Consider the following 26,232-nt stretch of genomic DNA (forward strand, 5'->3'; position numbering starts at 1 on the left):
AAGGATACACCGGTACGCGCGTCAGGCGTCGCCCGTCACGCGCAAGCTGTCTTTTGCCACTATATTGCACTCCCCTGTACTTTCGCTGAACAGGATCACCGCCTCGCCGCGGTCCAGCAGGCGGCGCACCTGAGCGATGCGCTCGGCGAGGGAGGTTTCGACCTCGCCGTAGTCGGTGCCGTCCCGGGTGACGAATTCGCTGATCAGGTTGTCGAGGGTGTCCGGTGCGATTTCACGATGGGGTACGATCAAAACCACCTCCAGAGGCGCTGCCACTCCCAGCGACTGGGCTGGACCAGCTCGGGACACTGCGCCAGATCGGCGGCATAGCCGCGGGCACGTCCGGCGACCCGCCCGGCTTCCTTTTCCAGCCAGATGCCACGGTGTACACCCTGACTGTAGGCGCCGGGCCCGAGGCGGTAGGCGAGATAGAACGCCTCGGTCTGATGCCAGTCGAGCTTCAGCAGGCGGCGGTTGCGTTCGGCATTCCAGCCTAGGAAGTCGACCGCGTCGGCCAGGTCCGAGCTCTGCGCCGACCAGTTCCGGGTGGCGATGCGGTACTCGTCCCAGGCATTGCCGTAGGGCAGCACATGACGCTGCTTGGCCCGGCCCGGCGGCGGCTCCAGCAGCGCCAGCCCGAGTTCCGGCGGCAGGCTCCAGTTGGCACGGGCGTCCTGAAGGGCAAGCCGCAGGCCACCGCGTTCCTCGAGCAGGCGGCAGGTCGCGGGCGTCTCGCCGGCCTTGTCTGTCGACGTCAGCACGGCGCAGCCCCCGAGCCAGAGCGGGGCCGTCAGGCACAGTGCGGGCTTAAGTGTTGATGCCATTCTGCTGCAGAAATTCAACGAACTCTCCTTCATCGATGACTCTGACACCAAGCGACTCCGCCTTGGCGAGTTTGGAGCCGGCTCCGGGGCCGGCCACGACACAATCGGTCTTGCCCGAAACGCTGCCGGAAACCCTGGCTCCCAGCGCCAGCAGATGATCCTTGGCTTCGTCGCGGGTCATCGTTTCCAGGGTACCGGTCAGCACCCAGGTCTTGCCGGCCAGCGGCTCGCCCGCTGCGCCGGCGGACGCCTCGCGACAGCTCCAGTGCATGCCGAATTCCAGCAACTGGGCCTCGACGGCCCGGGCTTCGCTGCACCAGTCGTCGTCGGCCAGCCGGGCCAGCAACCCCTTGCGGGCGCGTGCCGAGAGCTTCGGCACCGCATCCAGCTGCGCCTCGTCCGCCCCGAGCAGCGCATCGAGCGAGCCGAAGTGGGCGGCGAGATGCTCGGCGCCGGTCTTCGCCACCGCCGGAATATCGAGCTTGGCCAGCAGTTCGGCCAGGGTCGCGCGCCCCTTCAGTGCCGCGGCCAGTTCACCGCTTTCGTCCGGCACCACGCCGAGCTCGGCCAGATCCGCGATCACCTCGCGGTTATGGCTGTCGGTGAAGAAGTTGGCGATTTCGTGGGCGACCTCCAGACCGATATCGGGCAGCCAGGTCAGCAGCAGCGGCCGCGCCGAGGCGATGCGTTCCAGGCGGCCGAGGTTCTGCGCCAGCGCACGGGCCGTCCCCTCCCCGACTTCGGGAATGCCCAAAGCATAGATAAAACGGGCCAGCGGCACCTGCCTGCGACCCTGGATGGCATGGTAGATGTTCTTCGACGACAGCTCGGCAAAGCCTTCCAGCTCCCTGAAGTCGGCGATCTTCAGCCGGTAGAGGTCGGCCGGCGAGCGTACCAGCTCGCGCTCGACCAGCTGTTCGACGTTCTTGTCGCCCAGTCCCTCGATATCCATGGCCCGGCGCGAGACGAAATGAATGATCGCCTGCTTGAGCTGTGCCTGACAGGCGAGACGGCCGACGCAGCGATAGACGGCGCCTTCGCTGACCTCTTCCCTGCCCTTGCCGCGACGCACCAGCTGGGTACGCTCGATATCGGAGCCGCAGACCGGGCAGTGCGCAGGGATCGCCACCGGCGTTTCGCTGCCATCGCGACGCTCCGCCAGCACCCTCACCACCTGGGAATCACATCCCCGGCGCGGCGCACCACGACGCTATCTCCAACCCTAAGATCGAGACGCCGAATCTCGTCCATATTGTGCAGGGTCGCGTTGCTCACCGTCACGCCGCCGACGAACACCGGCTCGAGGCGCGCCACCGGCGTGACCGCGCCGGTACGCCCGACCTGAAACTCGACGGCATTGACCCGGGTGACCTCCTCCTGGGCCGGAAACTTGTGGGCGATGGCCCAGCGCGGCGCCCGGGAGACGAAGCCCAGGCGCTGCTGCAGCGCCCGGTCGTCGACCTTGAAGACGATGCCGTCGATATCGTAGGCCAGACTGTCGCGCCGTGCCGCGAGGTCCTCGTAGTATTCCAGACACCCTTCCACGCCCCTGACCAGGCGCATTTCCGGGTTGATGCGAAAGCCCCAGCGATGCAGCAGTTTCAGCGTCTCGTAGTGGCTGTCAGGCAGTCCGCCGCCTGCGACGACCCCGGTGCTGTAGCAACACATTTCCAGCGGCCGGTCGGCGGTAATGCGCGGGTCGAGCTGGCGCAGACTGCCGGCGGCGGCGTTGCGCGGATTGACGAAGGTTTTCTCGTCACGTTCGCGCTGACGCGCATTCAACGCCTCGAAGCCGGCCCGCGGCATGTAGATCTCGCCCCGGACCTCCAGGCGGCGCGGCCAGTCCCCGGCATTCAGCTCCAGCGGCACGCTGCGCAGTGTGCGCACGTTCAGGGTGATGTCCTCGCCGGTGGTGCCGTCGCCGCGCGTCGCGGCCCGAACCAGCACGCCGTCCTCGTACAGCAGGCTGACGGCAATGCCGTCGAGCTTGGGTTCGCAGGCGATGGCGACCTCCCCGATGGCGACATCGCCCAGGCGCTCCTGCACGCGGCGCCCGAAGTCCCGCAGATCCTGTTCGCTGAAGGCGTTGTCCAGCGACAGCATCGGCAGCTCGTGCTGCACCTCCCTGAAGCCGGTGGCCGGCCGCGCGCCCACGCGCTGGGTCGGCGAGGTAGGTGTGATCAGTTCCGGATGTTCCGACTCGAGTGCCTTGAGGCGCTGAAACAGGCGATCGTACTCGGCATCCGGCACTTCCGGATCGTCGAGGACGTAGTAGCGGTAATTGTGGTGGTTGAGGGACTCGCGCAGTTGCCGCACTTCCTGTTCAATCGAGACTGCCGAAGACATGGGGTTGAAGCTTCCTGAATAACTGACCGAATGCTGGGACAGGGACTTGGTAAAGGCGGAAACCTGCCAGTATTAATGGTTACAGGTGACGCGTTACGCGTGACGAGGAACCCGAATCGGTGCGGTGCGCTTCGCTTACCAGCACCCTACGGTATTTCGTAGCCTGTAGGGTGCTGGTGAGTGCAACGAACCGCACCGGCAATTGAGCGCGTAACGCGCAACGCGTCACCGTTTTAAGCCCGGGACACATTGCGCCGGCTGCGGTTGTGCATTTCGAAGTCGCGAATGCGCTGGCGATAGTGTTCCTTGGTCTGGGGCCTGAGCACCGAGTGGTTCTCGTCCAGCAGGTCGCCGTGCAGGTGCCGCGCCAGGGTTTCGGCCGTCGCCAGCATGCACTCGAAGGCATTCATCACATCACGCGGCTCCTCCATCGACATGAAGAAGGTCACGCCTGGCGTGTGCATCCCGTCGATGGTCGCCAGGTCGAAAGTGCCGGGATTGACCGCATTGGCCATGCTGAACTGCACCGGACCCGAGTCGCTGCCGTCTTCGTGGCGGTGGAAGATGTCCATTTCACCGAAATGCAGGTCGCAGGCCTTCAGAATGCGGTACAGGCCCGCGCCCGGAAAGCCCTCGTCCCGGGTCGAGACCGCGGTGATCACCAGCACATTCTCGGGATCCGGCAGCTCCGGGCTGGCCATCTGTCCGGCCGATTCCGGGGCCCTGCCCGCCTTCGTCTCGGCAAACAGCGAATCCTGTTGCGGCGGTTCCGGCGTCGGCATGCTGGCGGCGCGAGCCGGTCGCGGCTTGGCGACCGGTGCCGTCCCGGCATTTTCCGGAACCGGCCCCAGTGGCATTTCCGACTGCTGAACCGCTTCCGGTTCGGGCTCCGGTGTCCGGGGTCTGCGCACGCGCTGCATCAGCATCGGCACCGGCTTTTCCAGGTCCACCTCAGGTGCCTCGGCAGGCGCCTCGACGGGCGCGTCGTCGGCGATTTCATCAAAGAGCGGGTCCGCCCCGACGGAGGCCGCCGGCGCGAAAGGCCCCGCGGGGGCGACTGGGGGATCTCGACGGACTGCCGGACCGGCTCGGGCCCGGGTACGGGCTCCGGCGATGCGGCACGGGCCGCGACAGGCTCGGGCTCCTGCTTTTTGCCAGCGGACTGCACCGACGGCGGTGCTTCGGGCTGCTGCCGCTCGACCTGTGCCGCGGCCGGCTCGTCGAACAGCGGGTCGACGTCGTCGTCCGGATCGAACGCCGACAGCGAGGGTTGCGGAGCGGCAACGGACCCTGCCCGGGCGTCCGGATCCGGCTCGTCGCCAAAGGTGGGCTCTATGCGCTCGGATGCACTCTGTGCCACGGCACGGCGTGCCGGCTGGGAGGGCGCGGGTTTCGCAGCAGGCCGGGGCTCGGATTCGGTAACGGAATCGCCGGCCGGCCGCGCGCCGCCATAGGGCAGTTCCGGGTTGTTCGGTTCATCCGCATCCTCGGCCTGGTTTTTGAGCCGACGGTCGATATCCATGCGCAGGCTGCTGCGGCCGCCCCTCACCCGTCGCCATCCGTCGAATACGATCAGCGCGATGACCACTACACCGCCGATAACAAGCCACTCTCTGAGGCTGATCTCCATAATACCGCTGCTATCCCAAGATTGACTTCCAAACGTACCCGAAGCTCGAGCTTCAAAACTCTGATGGTGGAATTCGCGGCGCTCATTCCACCCTACATTAGGCGCAAATTACGCTTACTATAGACCGAGCCGCTCCCACTCCACAACCGTGGCGGTTCGCACCGGGGCGGCGCTCCTACGCGAGCCTGACCCTCACCCGCAGGAGCCTCGCCCCGAGGCGAAAAAATCCGGCACCATGGTTTCTTTCATACCGCGGAAATTCGCCCCGGGGCGGCAATTCGCGACGGGGCGTCGCTGCTACTACTCCACAACCTGGTCGATCACCAGTTCCAGCACGCCGGCCTGCCCCTGAACCGCCACCGGGCTCAGGGTTCCGTACAGATCGCCGCTCTGCGCCGCCGGGGTGCCCGACAGCGATATGCGGGCACTGACCTCGACCTCGTCGACACTGGACAGGCGCGCTTCCGGCGTCATTGCCAGGCTGTCGTCCAGCACCACTTCGCTGGGCAGGTCGGAGACCTGCAGCCTGACCGCCGCCAGCGGCATGCGCCCGCCCACCGGGCGGGCGAAGACGAACACCGTCTGATCGGGCGCCAGATCCTGACCGACCCCCTCACCCAGGCGCACCGCCACGCGAATCTCGGCGGCCTCGAGCCCGGGCACCTCCGGTACCGGCTGTCCCAGCGCCGCCAGTTCCTGCTGCGCGCGCCGGATGCCGGCCCGCAGCGAGCCCGCCGCCGCCGCATCATCGGCCTGCTGCAGCGCCTTGGCCCAGTGCCCGATCGCTTCGGCGTAGCGCTGCGACTCGAAGGCATCGATCCCCAGCAGCCCGAGCGATGTCACCTCCCACGGATCGAGCGCCAGCGTCGCCTCGACCTGGCTGCGGACCCGCTCGCTCATGCGCGCTTCATTGGCGAAATAGAGCGCCTGGGCATACTGCCCCATCACGCCGGCATACTGGGGCGCATCCTTGGGCAGCTGTTCCAGCACCCGGGCAAAGGCGGCCACGCCGTCGCTGTAGCGGCCGACGCCCATATAGGTGGTCGCCAGCAGATACCAGCCCTCCGGATTCTCCGGGTTCGCCTCGAGCTCCTGCTCGAGGCGCCCAACCGCCTCCTCCAGCGTCGGCGTGCGGCCATCGAAGGGATCCGGCTGCGCCTGGCGCTCCAGCGCCAGCTGCAGCTTCGGTGCGCTGCCCAGCTGCCAGTAGAGGCCGAAAGCGATCGCCGGCACCAGCAGCGCCAGCAGCACCCCGGTCAGCCACTGTCCGCCACTGACGGACGCAGTCTGGCTGCGACGGGGCTGGTCGCCGACATCCTCCAGCAGGCCGCGCTCGAGCTCCAGCTTCAGCTCGGCGAAGTCGCCGTCGGCCAGGTTGCCGACCGAGCGCTCCTGTTCCAGTTCGGCCAGGCGTTCGCGGAAGATATCGATATTCTGGCGGTCACGCTCTTCGGCCAGTTCCTGCTGCGCCAGCCGGCGGGCGCGCAGCAGCGGCAGCAGTACAAAAGCGACCGCCAGTGCGGTCAGCAGGGCAATTCCGGTCCACAGACCCGCCATTACTTCTCTTCCTGTTTCAGCAGTTCGTCCAGACGGCGTTTTTCCGCCTCGGAGAGCCCGGATTCGGGATGGTCGTCAGCGCCGGTCCCACGGTCTCGCCGCCGGCGGGTCAGCACCAGCACGACGATGGCTCCGATCACCAGCAGGCCGAAGGGGCCGTACCAGAGCAACATGGTATGCCCGGTCATGCGTGGACGATAGAGCACGAACTCGCCGTAGCGGGCCACCATGAAATCGACGATCGCCTCGTCGGACTCGCCGGCCTGCAGCATGCGGTGGATCTCGACGCGCAGGTCCTCGGCGATCGGCGAATTGGAGTCGGCGATATTGTTGTTCTGGCATTTCGGGCAGCGCAGCTCGGCGGTCAGGCGCTGAAAGCGCTCGCGGGTCGCCTCGTCGCGAAACTCGAAGGTATCGATCGCCGCCTGCGCCGAGAGCGGCAGCCAGAGGGCCAGCAGGAACAGCAGTCGCTTCATGAGGCGCCTCCGTCGAGGCCCTGCATGATTTCACGCAGCTGCTGCCAGACCTTCTCGTTGACCTCGCCGACATGGCGATAGCGGATCACGCCGTTGCGGTCCAGGACATAGGTTTCGGGCGCACCGTAGACCCCCAGGTCGAGCCCGAGCGTGCCCTTTTCGTCGTAGATGTTGATCACATAGGGGTCTTCGTAGCGCTGGAGCCAGTCCCGGGCCTTGGTGCGATCGTCCTTGTAGTTGATGCCGTAGATCGTCACGCCCTCTTCGCGGGCAATTTTGTTCAGCTGGGCATGCTCCTGCTTGCAGGTCGGGCACCAGGTGGCCCAGACATTCAGCAGCGCCGATTTGCCCTGCAGATCCCGCTCGGTCAGGGTACGACTCTCGTCGTAGAGCGAACTGAGCTGGAACGCCGGCATCGGCTTGTCGATCAGGGCCGACGGTAGTTCCGTCGGATCGAGCTGCAGCCCGCGCCAGAGAAAGATGCCCATGACGAAAAAGATCGCCAGCGGAATGAAAAGTATCAGTCGTCGCATCATGCCGGATTACCCTGTGTCTCGAGTTTTTCGCGCCGGGCCTGCTCACGCCGCGCCTGTTTGCGGTAGCGTGGATCCGAGGCCGCCAGCAGGCCGCCGAAGGTCATCAGCAGCGCACCAAGCCAGATCCAGCGTACATAGGGCTTGTACTGCACCCGGATCGCCCAGGCGCCGTCGCCGAGGGACTCTCCCATCGCGACATAGAGATCGCGGAACAGGCCGGCATCGATCGCCGCCTCGGTCATGACGTTGCCGCGGGCGCTGTAGAAGCGCTTTTCCGGGAACATCTGACCATAGGCCTCGCCATCACGCAGCACCTGGATCCGGGCCATGTCGGAGACGAAGTTCGGTCCCTGTCGTTCGCGCACGCCGTCGAAGACAAAGGCGTAGCGTCCGAACTCCAGGCTGTCGCCCGGCGCCATGCGCAGATCCCGGCCTCGCTGTAGACCGAGACCATGGTGATGCCGACAATCGTCACCGCGACGCCCACATGGGCCAGCACCATCGCCCAGTAGCTGCGCGTCAGGCTCGCAAGGCCCGCCAGCAGGGTCCGCTTGTTGCGCACCTTGGCGAGCAGGTCGCGCGACTGGGTGAGAACCACCCAGGCCGCCAGGGCCATGGCCAGCGCCACCCGGATATCGAAGGCGCCGCCGGCCAGCAGCGGCGTGGCGATCCCCAGTCCCAGCGCCAGCACGGCCGGCAGCCAGAGCTGGGAAACCATCTGCGAAACCCGGGTCTGCTTCCAGCGCGCCACAGTGCCAAGGCCCAGGAACACCGCCAGCACGGACATCAGCGGAATGAACAGCGCATTGAAATAGGGCGGTCCCACCGAGATCTTGCCGAGGTTCAGTGCGTCCATCAGCAGCGGGTAGAGGGTGCCGAGCAGCACCATCAGGCAGACCACTACCAGCAGGATGTTGTTGACCAGCAGCATGGTCTCGCGCGACAGCAGCGAGAACGAGGATTCGCTCTTCACATGGGCCGCGCGGATGGCATAGAGCAGCAGCGAGCCGCCGATGCTGATGCCCAGCAGCACCAGCACGAAGTAGCCGCGGGCCGGATCGGTGGCGAAGGCATGGACCGAGGTCAGCACGCCGGAACGCACCAGGAAGGTGCCGAGCAGGCTCAGCGAAAAGGCGAAGATCGCCAGCAGCACCGTCCAGCTTTTGAACACGCCGCGCTTCTCGGTGACGATCAGGCTGTGCACCAGCGCCGTGCCGATCAGCCAGGGCATGAAGGAGGCGTTCTCGACCGGATCCCAGAACCACCAGCCGCCCCAGCCCAGCTCGTAATAGGCCCACCAGCTGCCCAGGGCGATGCCGAGGGTCAGGAAGGCCCAGGCCACGACCGTCCAGGGCCGCGACCAGCGCGCCCAGGCGGCATCGAGACGGCCGCTCAGCAGCGCGGCGATGGCGAAGGCGAAGGCGACCGAGAAGCCGACATAGCCCATGTACAGCATCGGCGGATGGACGATCAGGCCGAAATCCTGCAGCAGCGGGTTCAGGTCGCCGCCCTCGCGCGGGAAGTTCGGCAGGATGCGTTCGAACGGGCTCGAGGTCAGCAGCGTGAAGAGGATGAAGCCGACACCGATCATGCCCATCACGCTCAGCACCCGGGCGACGATATCCAGCGGCAGATCATGGCTCTTGGCCGCCACGGCCCAGGTCCAGCCGCCGAGGATCAGCACCCAGAGCAGCAGCGAGCCCTCGTGGCCGCCCCAGACGGCGCTGAACTTGTAGAAGTACGGCAGCGCCGTGTTGGAGTTTCCGGCGACATAGGCCACCGAGAAGTCGTCGCTCAGGAAGGCCTGCACCAGACAGGCCATGCTGATGGCCAGAAACAGGAACTGCGCCCGCGCCAGCGGCCGGGCATATCCCATCCACAGTAGGTTGCCGGTACTGGCGCCAACCAGCGGCACCACCGCCAGCAGTCCGGAAAGACAGAGCGCCAGGATCAGCGAGTACTCACCAAGCTCGGGAATCATTTGTTGAACACCTCCGCCTCGGGGGCCGGCATCTTGCCGGCGGCCTGCAGCGCCTCGGCCACCTCGGGCGGCATGTAGTTTTCGTCATGCTTGGCCAGCACTTCCACCGCCTGCAGCACGCCATTGCCGTCGATGGATCCCTGGGCGACGATGCCCTGACCTTCGCGGAACAGGTCCGGCAGGATGCCGGTATATTCGACCGAAACGGTTTCGGCGTAGTCGGTCAGGTCGAAACGTACCAGCAGCGACTCGGTATCGCGCACCACGCTGCCCTCGACCACCATGCCGCCGGCACGGATGCGGGTATCCTGGGGCGCTTCGCCCTTGGCGATCTGGGTCGGCGAATAGAACAGATTGATGTTCTGGCTCAGCGCGAACAGGGTCAGCCCGACCGCAATTCCGACGCCGACCAGAATCGACAGCACGATATACAGGCGCTGCTTGCGTTTCGGTGTCATGACAACTTCCTCTCCCGTCGCAGGCGGCGCGACTGCTCACTGAAAAACTGCCGGGTCATGCGCAGCGGCTGCCACACATTGAGCACCAGTATCACCAGGGCGATGCCGTAGGCCAGCCAGACGTAGAGTCCGTGCCCTCCCATCGCCAGAAAATCGGCCAGATTGTCGAACTTCACCTTTACCTCTGCAACTGAACCTGTGTGAGCTCTTGTGGGAGCGGCGCCCCGCCGCGAATGATCCAACGCTTCGCGGCGGGGCGCCGCTCCCACGCACTACAAAACTATCGTTGTTCCACCAACTCCTGCACCCAGCTTGCGCGGCGTTCGCGGCGCAGGATCTCGTGGCGCAGGCGCAGCATCAGCGATACCGCGAAGAAACAGTAGAACCCCAGCACCATCACCAGCAGCGGCAGCCACATCTCCACCGGCATCGCCGGCTTCTCGGTCAGTTTGAAGGTCGCGGGCTGGTGCAGGGTATTCCACCACTCCACCGAATACTTGATGATCGGGATGTTCACCAGCCCCACCAGCGCCAGCACCGCCGCGGACTGGGCCGCGGTGTTGTCGTTCTCGATCGCCGCATGCAGCGCCATGACGCCGAAATAGAGAAACATCAGGATCAGCATTGAGGTCAGGCGCGCATCCCAGACCCACCAGGAGCCCCAGGTCGGCTTGCCCCAGATGGCGCCGGTCGCCAGCGCCAGCAGCGCCAGCGACGCACCGATCGGGGCGCAGGACTTGGCCACCATGTCGGCGACCTTCATTTTCCAGATCAGGGCGATGGCGCCGGCGACCGCCATCAGCATGTAACAGGACTGGGCCAGAATTGCCGACGGTACATGGATATAGATGATGCGAAAACTGTTGCCCTGCTGGTAATCCGCCGGCGCGAACAGCAGCGACCAGAGGGTGCCGCCGATCAGCAGCGCCAGCGACAGCAGCGCGAAGATCGGCAACAGCTTGCCGGTGATGCCGTAGCACCAGCGTGGCGAGGCCAGCTGGTAAAACCAGCGCGGCATCCATTTCTTTTCAGCCATACGTTCTCTACTACCCGCTAACAGAAATTCTCAATGCCGCCGCTATCGCCAGCGGAGCCAGTACCAGCCCCAGCGCCAGAATGGCGCCGAGCAGCGCCAGATAACCGGCCAGCGGCAGTCCGGTCACCGCGGCCTGTACCGCCGCCGAACCGAAGATCAGCACCGGTATGTAGAGCGGCAGCACCAGCAGCGATATCAGCATGCCGCCCTTGCGCAGCCCCACCGTCAGTGCCGCACCGATGGCGCCGATCAGGCTCAGGGTCGGGGTGCCGAGCAGCAGGCTCAGCACCAGGCCGCCCATGCCCTCTGCCGGCAGAAACAGCATCACGCCCAGCAGCGGTGCCATCAGCGTCAGCGGCAGCCCGGTCATGACCCAGTGCGCCAGCACCCGCGCCAGCACGATCAGCATCAGCGGCTGGGGACTGAGCAACGCCTGTTCCAGGGTGCCGTCCTCGTAATCGGCGCGAAACAGGCTGTCCATCGACAGCAGCGTCGACAGCAGCGCCGCCACCCAGACCAGCCCCGGCGCCAACTCCGCCAGAAAACCCGATTCCGGGCTCACGCCGAGCGGGAACAGCGTCGCCACCATCAGAAAGAACACCAGCGGATTGACCAGGTCCCGCCGGTTGCGAAATGCCAGCAGCAGATCCCGCCTCAGGGCGGCACGAAACACCCCGGGTACCCGGGTGCCTGATGGCGCAGCCGGCTCTTTAGTCGCTATCTCGCTCATGAAGTTCCAGCCAAATCGTCCAGATTGAGCCGCCGCAGGCCGGCGATGGTCAGGTCGTGGTGGGTGGTCAGGATCACGGTCCCGCCACGCGCCGCATGATCGAGGATCAGCTGCTCCTTTTCCGCCACGCCGCGCTTGTCGATCGCGGTGAAGGGTTCGTCCAGAATCCACAGCGGCGCCCGGCTCAGATAGAGCCGCGCCAGACTGACGCGCCGGTGCTGCCCCGCCGAGAGGTTGTGACAGGGAACGTCCTCGTAACCGGCCAGCCCCACACGCCGCAGGGCCTCGGCAATGCCGGCACCGTCGATGGTCGCGTGCAGCGCCGCATACCAGTCGAGGTTTTCCTCCGGGGTCAGCGTCGCCTTGACGCCCGGCTGGTGGCCGAAATAGAGCAGCGACTCGCGAAAATCCAGCGCAACCTCGCCCAGGGGCGCCCGCGCCAGTACATTTCGCCCTCGTAATTGCGCGACAGACCGCTGAGAATGCGCAGCAGCGTGGTCTTGCCGCTGCCGTTCTGCCCCTCGATCTGCAGCACCTCGCCGGCCCGGACCTCGAACGACAGACCGTCGAACAGGATACGGTCATCCCGCTCACAGTACAGGTTCTCGACTTTCAATAGCGGCTCGGTCAACCCGGGTTCCTCAACGACATCGACGGCAGGCTATACTAGCAGCCTGTCGGGCTAAACGCTGATCTACTGCGGAAAAGCCGATTTTGGTCATCCTTTGTTCTCTTTTTCGTTAAATAGAACCACTATTCGCCTCAAAAGAGCTCAAAAACTGCCTCAAAACGGACTTTCCCTCGCTACGATCGGTCAAGCCCGACAGGCTGCCGGAGGCCTTTCGATAAAAATTCGCCATTATAAACAAATTAAAGCGTCGCGGTGCAGCCACAGTCACTGATACTTTGGGGGCTATTACCTGCGACCTTGATGCTGGACAGGAAGTACCCTTGATACCCGCTTCACTCCCCCATCACAGGGCCAGACGGCCAACTCCGCCGGCACGGACCTGAACGCCCTGCTGCCGGCAGGTCAGGCCCGGACAGCGACCGTCCGGCACCTGCAGCCGCTACCGGGGCAGGGCGAGGGTTACCGTATCGAGGTCCTGATCGGCAACCGGCCGCTCGCGCTCAACGTGCCGCGGCCGATCCCGGCCGGCACCTCCGTCAGCCTGACCCGGGATGCCGGCGGCCAGATCAGCATTGCCCCGATGCCCGCAGGCCGCACGGCACCCACGCCTTTCGGCACCGCGCCCCGGATACAGAGCGTGGAGGATGCCGCCCTGCGCACCAGCCTGCCGCTTCAGCAGCCGGTTGCACTCGTGCTGAACCGGCTCTCCGGGCTGACCCTGCCCGCCTCCCCCGCGACACAGCCGCTCGACCTGGCTCTGCAGTCGCTGCTGCAGCTGTTCGGTATCCGGCCGGGTCATCGCGACGGCACCGCGGCGGTTCGCCGCAATATCGAGCAGGGCGGCTTTTTCACCGAAGCCGCCCTGGCCCGGGCCCGCGAACAGGGCCCGCCTCCTGGATATCAAGGCCCGCCTCGGTCAGCTGCTGCAACTGTCCGAGCAGCTGCCGCCCCAGGCCCGCGAACAGCTGCAGAAGCTCATCGACAGCCTGGTCGCGCGGGTCACGACCCGGCAGCTCGGCAGCGCACAGCAGAACCGGGAGCTACCCGACGGCAGCAGTGACAGGCACTTCGCGCTGGATTTGCCGGTACGCGTCGGCGAGCGCTTCGACAACGTCGCGCTCGATGTTCTGCGCCACCGCGCCACCGAACGGGATGACGGACAGAACGGCTACTGGCGTATCAGGCTGCACTTCGATCTCGAGGCACTGGGCAGCCTCGATGCCGAACTGCACCTGGGGACGATGCCCGGGTCAGCGCACGCTTCTGGGCCGCCGAAGCGGATACGGCAAGGCGCGTGCAGCAGCGTCTCGACAGCCTGGGCACCGACCTGGGTCGCCAGGGGCTGCAGGTCGAGACCCTGAGCTGCCACCAGGGCTCGGCCCCCGCGCCAAAACCGGCATCGACCGCCAGCTGATCAATCTGCGCACATGAAAAAAGACAGGGAAACGCGAAAGCGCGCCATCGCGCTCGGCTACGAGCCGGAGAAAAGCGGGGCACCGACCCTTGTCGCCAAGGGCCAGGGCCTGATCGCCGAACAGATCGTCCGCCTGGCCGAGGAACACGGTGTCCATATTCACAGGAGCCCGGAACTGGTGGAGGTCCTGATCCGCCTGGAACTCGGCGAGGAGATTCCCGAAGCCCTCTACCAGGCCATCGCCGAAGTCATCGCCTTCGCTTACCGGCTGAAGACGCCTTGAGTTTGCCTCATTGCGCTTTAGCGTGACAACGGCGTCTTTCGTAGGATGGGTGGAGCCGCAGTGGCACATTGCCGCGGGGACGCCGCAGATTGGCTGCGGCGTAACCCATCATGGGATCTCGACTCGACCGCGGAAACCGGAAGCATCGATGGGTTATGCGCGCATTAAGATCCGAATACGGCCAAACTTCTTGCGATGCGCGCTCCACCCATCCTACAAGCACAAGGCGGGCAAGGCTTATCGTTTCGGGCTGTGGCCGATGGCTTCGGTGGACTGGAGCTCGCGGTGCAGCAGGGCCATCAGCTCGGCTTCGGGGCGGCCGATGCCGCAGCTTTTCACCAGATCATCGACACCGGCGCCCATTTCCATCAGGCGGGCGGCCTGGTTGTAGGCCAGCACGCCGGGGTCGCGGTTTTCGAGTTCCTGCTGCTTTTCGGCGGTGATATTGAGTTTCTGCTCGACCTCGACCAGTCGACGGCCCATGCCGATGGAGCCGCTGGTCATCGAGCGGATCTCGTTGCGCAGCACGGTCACCAGCGCCTGCTGCTGGCGTTCGTAACGGCGCATGCGCCTATACAGCAGCACGCAGGCGATGACGGTCGTCAGCACCAGCAGCAGACAGAGCGTTAGCAGGAGGGTCGTTTCAGTCACAGCCGATATTCATTTAGCGTTGACAGGCACTAGAGAATACCACGGGTATCGCCCGGCGCCGAGAAAGCCAATTCGAACTGTTCCAGCAGCACCGGCACATCGACCAGGAAGCAGCGCTCCGGCAGATAGGTCCCCAGCAGCCAGGGCCTCTGCTTGCGGTTGCCGTTCCACTTGACCTGGTCGCTGCTGAGCGGCAGCGAGCGGACCAGTTCATCGCAGGCCAGTGCCCAGTGACGCCCCGGCAGTACCAGCGCCTCCTGGTATTTCGCCAGCTCCGGATTGTACCGGTCGCGGATCAGCCATAGCGCGGTATCGACCACCTGTACCTGACCCGTACGCGACTCGTAGCGCCCCAGCACCCAGTCATGCGCCCGATCCAGCATCAGCGACACCGCCTTGAGGGGCTGTACGCCGTCGACCTGGTCGAAGGGCAGCGCCAGGTTCAGCCCGTGCATCCGTACCATCACGCAGTTGAACTCGTCGGCCAGGGACGCAGGACGATAGACCAGCGTCGGATTGTCGGCCGACTTGCGGGCCGAAGCCCTGCGGGGCGCCGGCGCTTCATCGGCGGCATGCTCGTCCTCCTGGCCATGGGCGGCCAGCATCGCGGCATTGGCACGGCTCTCGGCGTCGTCCGCCGGTGCTGCGGGTTCGGGCTCCGCCGCCGGGCCCGATGCCTCTGCGGCGGCATATGCCGCCATCATCGCGGCGTCGGCACGCGCCTCGGCATCCTCGTCATCCGGCTGCACCGAAGCCCCGGCCTCGTCTGCCACCAGATCCTCTTCGGCTCCGAAGGCCGCGATCATTTCGGCATTGCTGCGAGCCTCGGCCCCGGCATCTTCGTCCGGCACGTTCTGCACGTCGGGTTCCGCCGGGGCGGGCGCCTCGCACTGAACATCGATTTCGGTTTCGGTTTCGGTTTCGCTTTCGGGATCGAACAGCAGGGCATCCAGATAGTCCTGAACCACCCGCTGGGGGTGCTTGTCTGTCATGATGTTGGCCGCTCGAGCAGGTTGCGCAGCACATGGGCATAGGCCTTGATCCCGCGGCTGCCGGCATCCAGCGACGAAGGCACGACGCCCTGAACGCTGGCATTGCGAAACTTGGTGTCCACCGGCACGACGCTGCCGGCGATCTCGTCCGGATACTGGTGATGCAGCTGCCGCAGGCAACTGACCGACGCCTGGGTGCGGCGGTCGTAGAAGGTCGGCACGATGGTGAAACGCAACTTGCGCCTGCGCGCGCGGTTGATCATCGCGATGGTACGCACCATACGCTCCAGGCCCTTGAGCGCCAGGTGTTCGGTCTGCACCGGCACCAGCAGCTCCTGACAGGCCGCCAGCGCGTTGACCATCAGTACGCCCAGTACCGGCGGGCTGTCGATCAGGACATGATCATAGCGTCCATCGAGCTGTCGCAGCGCCTTCGCCACCTGCAGCCCCATCCCCTCCTTGCCCACGGCCCGTCGCTCCAGCGTCGCCAGCGCCGTCGACGACGGCATCAGGCGGATCTGCTCGTGGGTGGTGGGCAGCAGCAGCGCTTCCAGCCCCGCCGCATTCAGCGGATCACCGGCGAACAGATCGAATACGCTGTGATCGAGCTCGTCGGGGTCGTGCCGAAAATAGCTGGTCAGGGAACCGTGGGGATCGAGATCCACCACCAGCACCCGGTGACCGAGCTCGGCCAGCAGACCGGCCAGCGCCACCACCGTGGTGGTTTTGCCGACCCCGCCCTTCTGGTTCGCTACAGACCAAACCTTCATGTCCTGTTACTGCTCCTGCTGCCGATACCTGCTCACTGTGACGCCCCGCCTCTTCGTGTCCGACAGGCGATCCAAATTGCCTTCATGTCCTGTTACTGCTCCTGCTGCCGATTCCTGCTCACTGTGACGCCCCGCCTCTCCGTTTCCGCCAGGCGATCCAAATTGCCTTCATGTCCTGTTACTGCTCCTGAATCCTAGCGGTGCGGTGCGCTTCGCTTACCAGCACCCTACGTTTTCGGATTGTCCGTATCCAATGTTCGGTGATCTACTGCGCGTCCGGTTCCGCGCGCCGAATCAGAATGCCGCCCGATTCCGTTTCAACCTGCTCGATCGCCGGTTGCGGCGGCGACGGCTCGGCTTCGAGCAGCTCGCTGACCGCATCGGTACTGATCTGCTGACTGCCGAAGGCCGAGACGGCACGGCGCACCCGCTCGTCACGCGAGATCACGATCAGCACCCGGCGATTGCGACTGCGCCCCTCGGCGGTACGATTGCTGTAGGCCGGCTGATATTCACCGTAGCCGACCGCCGCCATCCTGTCGGGCCGCAGGCCGTTGAGCGCCAGGATCCGCACCACCGCGGCGGCCCGGGCCGCCGACAACTCCCAGTTCGACGGATACTGGTCGGTCTCGATCGGCTGGTTGTCGGTAAATCCCTCGACATGCAGCGGGTTGTCGAGCCCCTGCAACAGGCCGGCAATATCCCCCAGCAACTGGTCCGCCTCGATCTCCGGCAGCGCGCTGCCGCTGGGAAACAGCTGCGCCGCCCGCAGCTCGATGGCGATCCAGAGGTCGTTGCCGTCGACTTTCATGTCACCGGTTTCGATACGGGCCGAAAAGCGCTGCTGCAGCTGCTGCTGCAGACTGCGCAGTTGCCCGGTCACCTCCGGGTCCGGCGGATCGATCTCGAGTGGCGGCGCATCGGGCACCTGAGCGGCGCCTATGGCAATATCGTCGGCCAACCGGTTACCGCCCTGCCCCGGCAGCCGGCCGGAGCCGTCGAACACCCCCGACAGCGCCTCCGACAGTATCCGGTACTTGCCCTCGTTGAGCGACGAGATCGCATACATGACGACGAAAAAGGCCAGCAACAGGGTGATGAAGTCGGCGTAGGAGATCACCCAGCGATCCTGCCGCAAATCATCGCTCGGAGGGAGACGGCGCGGCATGACGGCTTACCCGATGTAGCCCAGCAGACGCTGGCGGATCAACTGCGGACTCTGACCCTCGGCGATCGACATCAGGCCTTCGAGCATCATCTCCTGATATCGATAGCGCGCCAGCACCAGGCTCTTTATCTTGTTCGCCAGCGGAATCAGCAGCAGGTTGGCAAGCCCGACGCCATAAACGGTGGCGACAAATGCCGTGGCGATGCCGGCGCCGAGGCCGGCGGGATCCGCCAGATTGCTCATCACCTGAATCAGGCCGATCACCGCGCCGAGAATGCCCAGTGTCGGCGCATAGCCGCCCATGCTTTCGATCACCCGCGCGCCCTGCAGGTCACGCTGCTCCTGCGACACCAGGTGCACCTCGAGCATGGCCCGGATGACCTCGGCGTGCTTGCCGTCGACCAGCAGCTGGAGACCGCCCCGCACCACCGGATCCTGTGCCTTTGCGACCTCCTTTTCCAGCGCCAGCAGGCCCTGACGCCTCGCCGCGCCGCACCATTCCACGATCTGGCCGATACCCGCCTCGAAATCGAAGCGCGGACCGCGAAACAGCCAGCCCAGCAGTTGCAGGGCACGGCGAAAATCATCCGCCGGCGACTGAATGGCCGCCGCCGCCAGGGTACCGCCAATCACGATCAGCATCGCCGGGACATTCAGCAGCTGCTGCAGTTGCCCGCCCTCGAGATAATGGCCGCCGGCGACGGCAAACACCGCCAGCAGCAGCCCCAGCAGGCTGAGCCTGTCCATCAGCGCCGCTCACCGGCCAGCAGCGGGCCGAACTCCGACAGGTCCAGCTCGGCATCGGCGAGACCGGCCTTGACCACCGCCTGCGGCATGCCGTAGATGGTGCAGCTGTCGCGATTCTGGGCCCAGATGGTGGCGCCGGTCTTCTTCAGCAGCCTGGCGCCCTCGCAGCCGTCGGCACCCATCCCGGTGAGGATGATCGCCAGGGTACGGCGGCCATAGCTGCGCGCCGCCGAACCGTAGGTGACATCGACGCTGGGCTTGTAGGTCAGGCGCTCGTCACCGGGCAGCACCCGGACGCGGTCCGGGCGATTGCTCTCGATGAACATCTGCTGCCCGCCCGGCGCCAGCAGCGCCAGTCCCGGCTCCAGCCGGTCGCCGTCGACGGCCTGGCGCACGCGGATCTGGCACTGCTGGTTGAGCCGCTCGGCAAACACCGGGGTGAAGGTGGACGGCATGTGCTGAACCAGCAGGATCGGATAGGGGAAGGAGGCCGGCAGCCGGGTCAGTATCTGCTGCAGCGCCGCCGGGCCGCCGGTGGACGAACCGATCACCACGAGGCGGCAGTCCGGCATCCGCGGACGGGCCGGGCTGCGTGACGGCGCAGGCGTCGCTTCCCGCCCGGCCGGGCGGATCAGATGGGTGCTGGAACCCTTTGCCGCCGTGGACCCGGCTCCTGCGCCGACGCCGAAACGCCCGCCGCTGCGAAACCGCGGCGACCGCGCCAGGCCGATCAGGCGATCGATCAGCTGGCTGCTGACCTGACCGGAGTTGTCGATCCAGGCGCGAATATCCTTGGGCAGGTAATCCACGGCACCGGCCTCGAGCGCCTGCAGCGTGGTCTGAGCCCCGGCATGGGTCAGCGACGAGACCATCAGGATCGAGGTCGGTGCTTCACGCATGATCTGCCGCACCGCTTCGATGCCGTTCATCTGCGGCATCTCGACATCCATGGTGATGACGTCGGGTTTCAGCTGCTTCGCCTTTTCCACACCTTCGCGGCCGTTGGCGGCGGTTCCGACGACCTGAAGGCGCGGATCCTTCGACAGCGCCTCGCTGATACGGTGACGGAAGAAGCTGGAGTCGTCGACTATCAGTACTTTTACAGCCATGAGTCCCTTCTTCTTTGCACCTTGATCAAGCCGCGTAGCGCTTCAAACCGTACAGGCAGCCGCCCTGCGACAGCGCCGCACAGATGCGGTCACGGATCAAGCTGGAGTCGTCGACAATCATCAATTCTCGTACCGCCATGAGTCCCTTCTTCTTTGCACCTTGATCAAGCCGCGTAGCGCTTCAAACCGTACAGGCAGCCGCCACCCTGCGACAGCGCCTCGCAGATGCGGTCACGGATCAAGCTGGAGTCGTCGACAATCATCAATTCTCGTACCGCCATGAGTCCCTTCTTCTTTGCACCTTGATCAAGCCGCGTAGCGCTTCAAACCGTACAGGCAGCCGCCACCCTGCGACAGCGCCTCGCAGATGCGGTCACGGATCAAGCTGGAGTCGTCGACAATCATCAATTCTCGTACCGCCATGAGTCCCTTCGAGTCTGCGCCGCTGTCAGGCGGCGTAGCGCTTCAATAAATTGGGTATGTCGATGATCAGCGCGATGCGACCGTCGCCGGTAATGGTTGCACCGGAAAGCCCCGGCGTCCCGTGCAGGATACTGCCCAGCGGCTTGATCACCACCTCCTCCTGCCCCACCAGCTGGTCCACGACGAAGCCGACCCGCTGGGTTCCCACCGTCACGATCACCACATGCCCCTGTTTGGGCAGCTGGGCACTCTGGGCGCCATCCACCAGCCAGCGCTTGAGATGGAACAACGGCAACGCCTGGTCGCGCACGACGATGACCCGCTGGCCGTCGACGACGTTGGTCTTGGTCAGGTCGAGATTGAAGATCTCGTTGACGTTGACCAGCGGCAGCGCGAACGCCTGCTTCTCGAGAATCACCATCAGGGTCGGCATGATCGCCAGGGTCAGCGGCACCTGGATCGCGATCCGGGTGCCCTGCCCCAGCACGGAATCGATGCTGAGGGTGCCGTTGAGCTGGGTGATCTTGGTCTTGACCACGTCCATGCCGACCCCGCGCCCGGACACGTCGGAGATCTCGGTTTTGGTCGAGAAACCCGGTGCGAAGATCAGGTTGAAACACTCCTGGTCGCTCAGGCGCGACGCCGCCTCGGCGTCGAGCATGCCGCGGCTGACCGCCAGCTTGCGCAGCTTGTTCGGGTCCATGCCGCCGCCGTCGTCCTGAATCACCAGCAGGATATGATCCCCCTCCTGCTCCGCCGACAGCAACACATGACCTTCGCGCGGTTTGCCCAGTTGCTCGCGCCTGGCAGGCGATTCGATGCCGTGATCGACGGAGTTGCGCACCAGGTGGATCAGCGGATCGGCCAGTGCCTCGACCAGATTCTTGTCGAGATCGGTCTCCTCGCCCCTCAGCTCCAGCCGTATCTCCTTCTTCAGGCTGCGGGACAGGTCCCGGATCAGGCGGGGAAAGCGGCCGAACACCTTTTTCACCGGCTGCATGCGGGTCTTCATCACCGACATCTGCAGATCGGCGGTGACCATGTCGAGGGTGCCCAGGGCCTTGCCCATCTCCTCGTCCTCCTGGGCGCCGCCGAGGCGCACCAGTCGATTGCGCACCAGCACCAGTTCACCGACCATGTTCATGATGGTATCGAGCAGGCGCGTATCGACACGGACACTGGATTCCTGGTTGCTGCGCACCGGCGCCGCCTGCGGTGTCTGGGGCGTTGCCGCAACCGGCTCGTGTTCGGGCTCCGGCCTGGGCGGCGTTCCGGCATCGCCGGACGGCGGCGCGGCGAAGGCCCCCTTGCCCTCGGCCTGGAGCTTGTCGAGCAGCGCCTCGAACTCATCCTCGCTGATCAGTTCGCCGTTTGCCGCCTTGCCGGCACCGGGTGCGGGTGCGGGTGCGGGTGCCCCGATGTCATCGAGCAGCGACTCGAACTCATCTTCCGCGCTGCCGGACGGCCCTTTCCCGGGAGCGCCCCGGCTGCCGTGCAATTCATCGAGCAGGGATTCAAATTCATCCTCGGTGATCAGGTCGTTCCCGGGGGCCGACTTGCCGGGGCGCCGCCGCTGCCATGCAGTTCGTCGAGCAGGGAGTCGAACTCGTCCTCGGAGATCAGGTCCGGATCGGCCGGGGGCTGCTGACCCAGCGCCTCGCCGAGACCGACTTCCGTCCCAACCGCCTTCTCGGGCACCCTCGCGGCCGGTTTCGGTGCTTCGGGCACTTCGGCCAGTTGCCCGCTCGCGGCCGCGGCCAGGCTCTGCAGCAGTGCCGGGGAGGCGTGCTCCGGCTCATCGCCGGCCCGGACCTGGCTGAACATCTGGTTGACGGCATCGAGAGCCTGCAGCACCAGATCCATCAGCCCGGAGGATACCTTCAGCTCCCCGGTACGCAGCAGGTCGAACAGGTTCTCGGCCTGGTGGCAGCACTCGACCATGGCCTCGAGCTGCAGAAAGCCGGCCCCGCCCTTGACGGTATGAAAGCCACGGAAGATCGCATTGAGCAGGTCGCGATCATCGGGACGCTGCTCCAGATCCACCAGCTGTTCGGACAGCAGCTCCAGTATTTCGCCGGCTTCCGTCAGAAAATCTTCAAGGATCTCCTGATCCACATCCAAACTCATAGGGCGCTCCTTTCAAAAGCCCAGACTGGACAGCAATTCGTCGACGTCATCCTGGTTCCGGGCCACCCCGGTGCCGTCGCCGGCCTTGAGCTGGGGGCCTTCGGCGCGCTCGGGATCGGCAGCGGCGACCGGCGGCCTGACCTCGTCCGACCGCACGCCACTGAGCCGGTCGACCTTGGCCGCCATCTCCATCAGCTTGACCAGATGGTTCTCGACCTGGGTCAGCAGATGAATCACGCGCCGGATCAACTGGCCGGTGATGTCCTGGAATCCCTGGCCGACCAGTATCTCGGTCAGCTCCCCGCGGACCTGCTCCAGCAGTGGCGAGAGCGCGGACGCGCCCGGCTCCCGGGCGATGCGATCCACCAGTTCCAGGGTCCGGTCGACGCGATCGAGGGTATCATGGGCTGACTGTTCGGTCAGCTGGATGACATAATCCAGCCGCTCCGAGGCATCGCTCATCGCCGACAGCTGATCCTGCCGCTCCGGCGGTACACCGATGTCACTGGAAAACGACTTGATCGCTTCGTGCAGCCCGCGGGTGAGGTAACCCACCTCGTGATAAAAGGCATTGTGACGGGCCTGCTGCAGCTCGCTGATCAGCTCCATCGCCTGCGGCAGGTCGCCGAACTCGAGCACCTGGACCAGCTCACGCGCCTTTTCCTGCAACAGCTTTTCAAGCGAATCGGTGGTGATGTTCAGTTGGTTATCGGCCATGACAGGCACTCCCTTCAGCCTTCAAGGCGCTCGAAGATCTTGTCGATCTTTTCCTTCAGCACTGCCGCGGTAAACGGCTTGACCACGTAGCCGTTAACGCCGGCCTGGGCGGCCGCGATGATCTGTTCACGCTTGGCCTCGGCGGTGACCATCAGCACCGGCGTCGCCGCCAGCTTCGGGTCCTTGCGGACCTCCCGCAGCAGATCGATGCCGGTCATGCCGGGCATGTTCCAGTCGGTGACGAGGAAGTCCACGCCGCCCTGTTTCAGGATCGGCAGTGCGGTTTTGCCGTCGTCGGCCTCGATCACATTGCTGAATCCCAGATCCCGCAGCAGGTTCTTGATGATGCGCCTCATGGTGGAAAAGTCATCCACCACCAGGATCCTGATGTCCTTTCTCAAGACGGGCTCCCCCAAACAGTAAAACGCCGAATTCAAAGTTCAGCAGTATATCGGCCAACCGGGCCGGTTCTGCAATGATTCGTTGAGAAATTTATCGCCAGTCGCGCAGCCGGCCGCGCAGCCGGTGGGCGGCCTGACTGTGAATCTGACTGACCCGGGACTCGCTGACTCCCAGCACCTGGCCGATCTCCTTGAGGTTGAGCTGCTCGTCGTAGTAGAGCGCCAGTACCAGCCGTTCCCGCTCCGGCAGGCCCTCGATGGCCTTCGCCAGCGCGCCGGCGAAGGCCGCCTGCTCGACGGCACCGCCCGGTTCCGGGTCCTCGGAGGCGAACTGCTCGCCGACACTCTCGTCATCGGGGTTCTGCATCTCCTCGAAACTGAACAGCCGGCTCTCCATCGCATCCTGCAGCAGGCCGTGATATTCACTGACGCCGATCCCCAGCTCCGCCGCGATTTCGGCATCGCCGGCGTCGCGCCCGAGGCGGGCTTCGAGCTGATGAATGGCATCGGAGACGCGACGGCTGTTGCGGTGAACCGAGCGTGGCGTCCAGTCGCCCCGGCGCACCTCGTCGATAATGGATCCGCGAATGCGGATGCCGGCATAGGTCTCGAAACTGGCGCCCTTGCCGGGGTTGTATTTGCGGGCGGCCTCGAGCAATCCGATCATGCCGGCCTGAATCAGGTCCTCGAGCACGACACTGTGCGGCAGCCGGGCAAGCAGATGGTAAGCAATACGCTTAACCAGCGGGGCGTACTGCTCTATCAGGTCCTGACTGGAGGTGTAATCCAGCTGGTTATACATGGAGTCCCTTTGGCATGTTCTTTTACAGGCCCATCGTCCGATCCCGTGGATGAACTTCTTTCTTATATTCCCTGGACCAGCCGCTCGACAAAGAACTCGAGATGTCCGCGCGGCGTGGTCATCACCGGCCAGCTATCGACCCTGTTGGCGAGCTGGCGGTAGGCGAGAGCAGCTTTGCTATCGGAAAACGCTTTCAATACAGCAGCTTGCCGTTGAACAGCCTTTCTCACCGACTCATCATAAGGGATTGAACCCACGTATTGAAGGGTTACCTCAAGGAAACGGTCGGTGACGGTCAGCAGCTTGTTGAACATGTTCCGGCCTTCCGCTTCGCTACGCACCATATTAGCCAATACCCGGAAACGCGTCACACGGTGGTCCCGGTTGAGTAGCTTGATCAGCGCATAGGCATCGGTGATCGAGGTCGGTTCGTCGCAAACCACCACCAGCACCTCCTGGGAGGCGCGCAGAAAGCTCACCACCGATTCTGAGATACCGGCGGCGGTGTCGATCACCAGCACGTCGATCTCGTCGGCGATATCACTGAAGGCATGGATCAGCTCGGCATGCTCGTGCGCCCCGAGCGCCGTCATCTCCTGGGTCCCGGACGACGCCGGCACGATACGCACGTTTTCGCCGGCCTGGAGCATGACCTCGGCCAGGCCGCACTCCCCCGCCAGAACATCGGTGATGTTCTTGCGCGGCCTCAGCCCCAGCAGCACATCGACATTGGCAAGCCCCAGGTCCGCATCCAGCAGCACCACACGCCGTCCCATCTGCCCCAGCGCCAGGGACAGGTTGACCGAGACATTGGTCTTGCCGACGCCGCCCTTGCCACCGGTCACCGCCACCACTTTGACTGGATGCATGCTCTGATTCACCCCTGGGTCACCCCGCCTGTCCGATAAAGGACAGACCGGGGTCGTCACCCGACTGCTGTTCTCGTTCCAGCGCCTTCTGCGCCGTGACCACTGCCCGGCTCACCAGGTCGTGGCGACGCGCCACGCCGATATCGTCGGGAATTTTCTGTCCATCCGTGACATAGGCTATCGGCAGCTGTCGCTCGATCGCCAGGGTCAGGGCTTCGCCGAGACTGCCCGACTCGTCCAGTTTGCTCAGCACGCAGCCGTTCAGCCCCAGTCCCCTGTAGGTCTCGTAGGCACTCTCGAGTACCCGGCGCTGACTGGAGCAGGACAGCACCAGCAGCTTCTTCAGCCGCAGCGATATCCCCTTGAGCAGCTCGATCTGTTCTCCGGTGTGGGGCTCGTTGGCGCTCATTCCGGCGGTATCGATGAGCACCAGCCGCTTGCCCTTGAGCGACCGCAGCACCTCGTCGAGGGAGTGATTCTCGTCCGCCACCCGCACCGGCACATCGAGAATGCGGCCGAAGGTACGCAGCTGCTCATGGGCCGCGATGCGGTACGAATCGGTGGTGACCAGCGCCAGGCTGGAACTGCCGTACTTGAGCACGTAGCGTGCCGCCAGTTTGCCGATGGTGGTGGTTTTGCCGACCCCGGTCGGGCCGACGAAGGCCACCATGCCGCCCCGCTCGATAAACTCCTCGCCGACCACGGGAATGGCATCGGAAAGACGTGCCAGACTGCTGCGCCAGGCCTTGTCGAGCTCGATGCCCTGCTCGATATTGCCGACCAGATGACGCACCACGCGGCCGCCGATACCGAGGCTGTCGAGACGCCGGGTCAGCTTCGCCTGGGCCGCGGGCACCTGAGGCCGGGGTGACGGCTGCGGCTGAGACTGCGGCGCCTTCATCTGGTTTTCCAGCATCGCCCTTAACTGCTGAATCTCCTGCTGCATGGTCAGGATCATGCGGTGATCGCCGTCCTGGCCGGCCTGCTCCTGCGACTGCGGCTGCGGCTGCGGCTGCGGCTGCGGATCAGGCATGCGGCGCGGCGGTTCGGCATCCAGCGGCGGAAACTCGGCGCGCGCCTGCTGCCGCGACTTCAGGGTTTCGAGGATACTGCGCAGGTCCTCGTCGTCCTCGCGCTCGATCTGACGGTTGCGTACCACGCCGAGGCCGGGCTCTTCGGGCCTTTCGACCTGCTGCTGCGCCGAGGCGATGCGGGCGCGCACCTTGCGCATCTCGTCATCCAGCCCCGCCTCCTGGCGCCCGCCCGCCGGCTGACGCGGTGGCGACTCCCGCCGGCGTCGCTCCTCGTTCTGGCGCTTGAATTCGGCCTGGGCGGCTTCATATTCCTGCTCGTGAGCCGCCACCACCTCGACGCCGCCCGCAACCCGGTGATTGGAGACAATGACCGCATCGGGACCGATCTCTTCCCGGACCCGCCGCATCGCCTGGCGCATGTCAGGGGCAAAAATGCGCTTTACTTTCATGGTCGTCCTCCGGGCAATAGCTGACGCGTTACGCGCTGCCGCCTATCGGTGCGGTGCGCTTCACTTACCGG

26 protein-coding genes and 4 pseudogenes are annotated in these 26,232 nt (G+C 65.1%); 2 read left to right on the top strand and 28 right to left on the bottom strand.

Annotated features, from left to right (window positions below; all coding sequences use genetic code 11):
• Window positions 1-21: 21 nt before the first annotated feature.
• The 16 genes and pseudogenes from ACFQDL_RS06310 to ACFQDL_RS06385 all read right to left on the bottom strand — a co-directional run bounded on the left by ACFQDL_RS06310 (window position 22) and on the right by ACFQDL_RS06385 (window position 13,437).
• Window positions 22-258: a YheU family protein gene (locus tag ACFQDL_RS06310; protein ID WP_379908277.1), complete on the bottom strand. Its 237-nt coding sequence runs from the start codon at window positions 256-258 to the stop codon at window positions 22-24.
• Entirely contained in the window at window positions 249-824 is a 576-nt protein-coding gene (locus tag ACFQDL_RS06315) for a transglycosylase SLT domain-containing protein (protein ID WP_379908278.1), read from the bottom strand. The genes ACFQDL_RS06310 and ACFQDL_RS06315 overlap by 10 nt, the downstream gene beginning before the upstream one ends.
• A pseudogene (ligA, locus tag ACFQDL_RS06320) lies at window positions 808-3,170 on the bottom strand (NAD-dependent DNA ligase LigA). Before ligA ends, ACFQDL_RS06315 begins: the two are co-directional and overlap by 17 nt.
• Before the next feature lie 233 nt (window positions 3,171-3,403).
• Window positions 3,404-4,120, bottom strand: coding sequence for a cell division protein ZipA (gene zipA, locus ACFQDL_RS06325; protein WP_379908279.1), 717 nt, complete (start codon window positions 4,118-4,120; stop codon window positions 3,404-3,406).
• On the bottom strand, window positions 4,090-4,800 hold the full coding sequence (locus ACFQDL_RS06330) for a hypothetical protein (protein WP_379908280.1): 711 nt from the start codon (window positions 4,798-4,800) through the stop codon (window positions 4,090-4,092). The genes zipA and ACFQDL_RS06330 overlap by 31 nt, the downstream gene beginning before the upstream one ends.
• A 300-nt stretch (window positions 4,801-5,100) precedes the next feature.
• On the bottom strand, window positions 5,101-6,357 hold the full coding sequence (gene ccmI, locus ACFQDL_RS06335; protein WP_379908281.1) for a c-type cytochrome biogenesis protein CcmI: 1,257 nt from the start codon (window positions 6,355-6,357) through the stop codon (window positions 5,101-5,103).
• Entirely contained in the window at window positions 6,357-6,833 is a 477-nt protein-coding gene (locus ACFQDL_RS06340) for a cytochrome c-type biogenesis protein (RefSeq protein ID WP_379908282.1), read from the bottom strand. The genes ccmI and ACFQDL_RS06340 overlap by 1 nt, the downstream gene beginning before the upstream one ends.
• A complete protein-coding gene (locus ACFQDL_RS06345; RefSeq protein ID WP_465263950.1) occupies window positions 6,830-7,369 on the bottom strand; it encodes a DsbE family thiol:disulfide interchange protein in 540 nt (179 codons plus the stop codon). Before ACFQDL_RS06345 ends, ACFQDL_RS06340 begins: the two co-directional genes overlap by 4 nt.
• Window positions 7,366-9,350: pseudogene (locus ACFQDL_RS06350) on the bottom strand (heme lyase CcmF/NrfE family subunit). Before ACFQDL_RS06350 ends, ACFQDL_RS06345 begins: the two are co-directional and overlap by 4 nt.
• A complete protein-coding gene (gene ccmE, locus ACFQDL_RS06355) occupies window positions 9,347-9,808 on the bottom strand; it encodes a cytochrome c maturation protein CcmE (protein WP_379908283.1) in 462 nt (153 codons plus the stop codon). Before ccmE ends, ACFQDL_RS06350 begins: the two are co-directional and overlap by 4 nt.
• Window positions 9,805-9,984, bottom strand: a complete 180-nt coding sequence (gene ccmD / locus ACFQDL_RS06360) for a heme exporter protein CcmD (RefSeq protein WP_379908284.1) — start codon at window positions 9,982-9,984, stop codon at window positions 9,805-9,807. Before ccmD ends, ccmE begins: the two co-directional genes overlap by 4 nt.
• Before the next feature lie 104 nt (window positions 9,985-10,088).
• Window positions 10,089-10,844 (bottom strand): heme ABC transporter permease, encoded by a 756-nt coding sequence (locus ACFQDL_RS06365; protein WP_379908285.1) that lies wholly within the window; start codon window positions 10,842-10,844, stop codon window positions 10,089-10,091.
• Between the two features lie 10 nt (window positions 10,845-10,854).
• On the bottom strand, window positions 10,855-11,574 hold the full coding sequence (gene ccmB, locus ACFQDL_RS06370; RefSeq protein WP_379908286.1) for a heme exporter protein CcmB: 720 nt from the start codon (window positions 11,572-11,574) through the stop codon (window positions 10,855-10,857).
• Window positions 11,571-12,109: pseudogene (gene ccmA, locus ACFQDL_RS06375) on the bottom strand (cytochrome c biogenesis heme-transporting ATPase CcmA). Before ccmA ends, ccmB begins: the two are co-directional and overlap by 4 nt.
• A 535-nt stretch (window positions 12,110-12,644) precedes the next feature.
• Window positions 12,645-13,109, bottom strand: coding sequence for a hypothetical protein (locus tag ACFQDL_RS06380; RefSeq protein ID WP_379908287.1), 465 nt, complete (start codon window positions 13,107-13,109; stop codon window positions 12,645-12,647).
• Window positions 13,110-13,245: 136 nt separating this feature from the next.
• Window positions 13,246-13,437, bottom strand: coding sequence for a hypothetical protein (locus ACFQDL_RS06385; RefSeq protein WP_379908288.1), 192 nt, complete (start codon window positions 13,435-13,437; stop codon window positions 13,246-13,248).
• On the opposite strand from ACFQDL_RS06385, the gene fliK reads away from it, so the two are divergent.
• Window positions 13,377-13,619 carry a flagellar hook-length control protein FliK gene (gene fliK, locus ACFQDL_RS06390; protein ID WP_379912925.1) on the top strand — a complete coding sequence of 81 codons (243 nt, stop codon included), beginning with the start codon at window positions 13,377-13,379 and terminating at the stop codon, window positions 13,617-13,619. The two genes, ACFQDL_RS06385 and fliK, sit on opposite strands and share 61 nt — an antisense overlap.
• A 13-nt stretch (window positions 13,620-13,632) precedes the next feature.
• Window positions 13,633-13,902 carry an EscU/YscU/HrcU family type III secretion system export apparatus switch protein gene (locus ACFQDL_RS06395; RefSeq protein ID WP_379908289.1) on the top strand — a complete coding sequence of 90 codons (270 nt, stop codon included), beginning with the start codon at window positions 13,633-13,635 and terminating at the stop codon, window positions 13,900-13,902.
• Between the two features lie 237 nt (window positions 13,903-14,139).
• On the opposite strand, the gene ACFQDL_RS06400 is transcribed toward ACFQDL_RS06395, so the two are convergent.
• The 12 genes and pseudogenes from ACFQDL_RS06400 to flhF form a co-directional block, all read right to left on the bottom strand.
• Window positions 14,140-14,553: a DUF2802 domain-containing protein gene (locus ACFQDL_RS06400; RefSeq protein ID WP_379908290.1), complete on the bottom strand. Its 414-nt coding sequence runs from the start codon at window positions 14,551-14,553 to the stop codon at window positions 14,140-14,142.
• A 29-nt stretch (window positions 14,554-14,582) separates the two neighbouring features.
• Entirely contained in the window at window positions 14,583-15,545 is a 963-nt protein-coding gene (locus tag ACFQDL_RS06405; RefSeq protein WP_379908291.1) for a chemotaxis protein CheW, read from the bottom strand.
• Window positions 15,542-16,315: a ParA family protein gene (locus ACFQDL_RS06410; RefSeq protein WP_379908292.1), complete on the bottom strand. Its 774-nt coding sequence runs from the start codon at window positions 16,313-16,315 to the stop codon at window positions 15,542-15,544. Before ACFQDL_RS06410 ends, ACFQDL_RS06405 begins: the two co-directional genes overlap by 4 nt.
• A gap of 265 nt (window positions 16,316-16,580) precedes the next feature.
• Window positions 16,581-17,483: a flagellar motor protein MotD gene (motD, locus tag ACFQDL_RS06415; RefSeq protein ID WP_379908293.1), complete on the bottom strand. Its 903-nt coding sequence runs from the start codon at window positions 17,481-17,483 to the stop codon at window positions 16,581-16,583.
• A gap of 6 nt (window positions 17,484-17,489) precedes the next feature.
• Window positions 17,490-18,230 (bottom strand): flagellar motor protein, encoded by a 741-nt coding sequence (locus ACFQDL_RS06420; RefSeq protein ID WP_379908294.1) that lies wholly within the window; start codon window positions 18,228-18,230, stop codon window positions 17,490-17,492.
• Window positions 18,230-19,339: a protein-glutamate methylesterase/protein-glutamine glutaminase gene (locus ACFQDL_RS06425; protein WP_379908295.1), complete on the bottom strand. Its 1,110-nt coding sequence runs from the start codon at window positions 19,337-19,339 to the stop codon at window positions 18,230-18,232. Before ACFQDL_RS06425 ends, ACFQDL_RS06420 begins: the two co-directional genes overlap by 1 nt.
• A 448-nt stretch (window positions 19,340-19,787) precedes the next feature.
• Window positions 19,788-21,889, bottom strand: a pseudogene (locus ACFQDL_RS06430) (chemotaxis protein CheA).
• 12 nt (window positions 21,890-21,901) lie between these two features.
• Complete coding sequence (locus ACFQDL_RS06435) at window positions 21,902-22,606, bottom strand: protein phosphatase CheZ (RefSeq protein WP_379908296.1); 705 nt, start codon at window positions 22,604-22,606, stop codon at window positions 21,902-21,904.
• Between the two features lie 14 nt (window positions 22,607-22,620).
• Window positions 22,621-22,995 carry a chemotaxis response regulator CheY gene (cheY, locus tag ACFQDL_RS06440; RefSeq protein WP_379912927.1) on the bottom strand — a complete coding sequence of 125 codons (375 nt, stop codon included), beginning with the start codon at window positions 22,993-22,995 and terminating at the stop codon, window positions 22,621-22,623.
• Window positions 22,996-23,098: 103 nt separating this feature from the next.
• Entirely contained in the window at window positions 23,099-23,809 is a 711-nt protein-coding gene (locus ACFQDL_RS06445; protein ID WP_379908297.1) for an RNA polymerase sigma factor FliA, read from the bottom strand.
• A 62-nt stretch (window positions 23,810-23,871) separates the two neighbouring features.
• Entirely contained in the window at window positions 23,872-24,678 is an 807-nt protein-coding gene (locus ACFQDL_RS06450; protein WP_379908298.1) for a MinD/ParA family protein, read from the bottom strand.
• A 19-nt stretch (window positions 24,679-24,697) separates the two neighbouring features.
• Window positions 24,698-26,161 (bottom strand): flagellar biosynthesis protein FlhF, encoded by a 1,464-nt coding sequence (flhF, locus tag ACFQDL_RS06455; protein WP_379908299.1) that lies wholly within the window; start codon window positions 26,159-26,161, stop codon window positions 24,698-24,700.
• Window positions 26,162-26,232 lie beyond the last annotated feature (71 nt).

This window comes from Marinobacterium aestuariivivens (assembly GCF_042661465.1).
GTDB lineage: Bacteria > Pseudomonadota > Gammaproteobacteria > Pseudomonadales > Balneatricaceae > Marinobacterium_A > Marinobacterium_A aestuariivivens.

Coding starts and splice junctions, on each gene's coding strand:
- ACFQDL_RS06315 (WP_379908278.1), bottom strand. CDS start 824: ATGGCATCAACACTTAAGCCCGCACTGTGCCTGACGGCCCCGCTCTGG.
- ACFQDL_RS06420 (WP_379908294.1), bottom strand. CDS start 18,230: ATGGACAGGCTCAGCCTGCTGGGGCTGCTGCTGGCGGTGTTTGCCGTC.
- flhF (WP_379908299.1), bottom strand. CDS start 26,161: ATGAAAGTAAAGCGCATTTTTGCCCCTGACATGCGCCAGGCGATGCGG.
- ACFQDL_RS06450 (WP_379908298.1), bottom strand. CDS start 24,678: ATGCATCCAGTCAAAGTGGTGGCGGTGACCGGTGGCAAGGGCGGCGTC.
- ccmB (WP_379908286.1), bottom strand. CDS start 11,574: ATGAGCGAGATAGCGACTAAAGAGCCGGCTGCGCCATCAGGCACCCGG.
- ccmE (WP_379908283.1), bottom strand. CDS start 9,808: ATGACACCGAAACGCAAGCAGCGCCTGTATATCGTGCTGTCGATTCTG.
- ACFQDL_RS06405 (WP_379908291.1), bottom strand. CDS start 15,545: ATGACAGACAAGCACCCCCAGCGGGTGGTTCAGGACTATCTGGATGCC.
- ccmI (WP_379908281.1), bottom strand. CDS start 6,357: ATGGCGGGTCTGTGGACCGGAATTGCCCTGCTGACCGCACTGGCGGTC.
- ACFQDL_RS06435 (WP_379908296.1), bottom strand. CDS start 22,606: ATGGCCGATAACCAACTGAACATCACCACCGATTCGCTTGAAAAGCTG.
- ACFQDL_RS06365 (WP_379908285.1), bottom strand. CDS start 10,844: ATGGCTGAAAAGAAATGGATGCCGCGCTGGTTTTACCAGCTGGCCTCG.
- ACFQDL_RS06340 (WP_379908282.1), bottom strand. CDS start 6,833: ATGAAGCGACTGCTGTTCCTGCTGGCCCTCTGGCTGCCGCTCTCGGCG.
- ACFQDL_RS06345 (WP_465263950.1), bottom strand. CDS start 7,369: ATGATGCGACGACTGATACTTTTCATTCCGCTGGCGATCTTTTTCGTC.
- motD (WP_379908293.1), bottom strand. CDS start 17,483: ATGCCGCGCCGTCTCCCTCCGAGCGATGATTTGCGGCAGGATCGCTGG.
- ACFQDL_RS06445 (WP_379908297.1), bottom strand. CDS start 23,809: ATGTATAACCAGCTGGATTACACCTCCAGTCAGGACCTGATAGAGCAG.
- ACFQDL_RS06410 (WP_379908292.1), bottom strand. CDS start 16,315: ATGAAGGTTTGGTCTGTAGCGAACCAGAAGGGCGGGGTCGGCAAAACC.
- ACFQDL_RS06395 (WP_379908289.1), top strand. CDS start 13,633: ATGAAAAAAGACAGGGAAACGCGAAAGCGCGCCATCGCGCTCGGCTAC.
- ACFQDL_RS06330 (WP_379908280.1), bottom strand. CDS start 4,800: ATGGAGATCAGCCTCAGAGAGTGGCTTGTTATCGGCGGTGTAGTGGTC.
- ACFQDL_RS06425 (WP_379908295.1), bottom strand. CDS start 19,339: ATGGCTGTAAAAGTACTGATAGTCGACGACTCCAGCTTCTTCCGTCAC.